At 56.5% G+C, this 807-nt stretch carries 1 protein-coding gene; it reads right to left on the minus strand.

The genetic code is table 11. From position 1 onward, the window contains the following. On the minus strand, positions 1–739 hold a 739-nt coding region (locus ABLV54_RS00025; protein WP_033553580.1), incomplete at its 3' end, for an IS5-like element ISKpn26 family transposase. Positions 740–807 lie beyond the last annotated feature (68 nt).

Here is an 807-nt window from a genome sequence, read left to right on the forward strand (position 1 = left end):
TGCCGGGACGCTCGGCGATCAGCCAGTCCACATCCACCTCGGCCAGCTCCTCGCGCTGTGGCGCTCCTTGGTAGCCGGCATCGGCTGAGACAAATTGCTCCTCTCCATGAAGCAGATTACCCAGCTGATTGAGGTCATGCTCGTTGGCCGCGGTGGTGACCAGGCTGTGGGTCAGGCCACTCTTGGCATCGACACCAATGTGGGCCTTCATGCCAAAGTGCCACTGATTGCCTTTCTTGGTCTGATGCATCTCCGGATCGCGTTGCTGCTCTTTGTTCTTGGTAGAGCTGGGTGCCTCAATGATGGTGGCATCCACCAAAGTGCCTTGGGTCATCATGACGCCTGCTTCGGCCAGCCAGCGATTGATGGTCTTGAACAATTGACGGGCCAGTTGATGCTGCTCGAGCAGGTGGCGGAAATTCATGATGGTGGTGCGATCCGGCAGGGCGCTATCCAGGGATAATCGGGCAAACAGGCGCATGGAGGCGATTTCGTACAGGGCATCTTCCATGGCACCGTCGCTCAGGTTGTACCAATGCTGCATGCAGTGAATACGCAGCATGGTCTCCAGCGGATAGGGCCGTCGGCCATTGCCCGCCTTGGGATAAAACGGCTCGATGACAGCGGTCATATTCTGCCATGGCAGAATCTGCTCCATGCGGGAGAGGAAAATCTCTTTTCGGGTCTGACGGCGCTTAGTGCTGAATTCACTATCGGCGAAGGTGAGTTGATGGCTCATGATGTCCCTCTGGGATGCGCTCCGGATGAATATGATGATCTCATATCAGGAACTTGTTCGCACCTTCC

Origin of the sequence: Klebsiella sp. JB_Kp042 (assembly GCF_040065275.1) — a bacterium.
Classification (GTDB): Bacteria; Pseudomonadota; Gammaproteobacteria; order Enterobacterales; family Enterobacteriaceae; genus Klebsiella; species Klebsiella quasipneumoniae.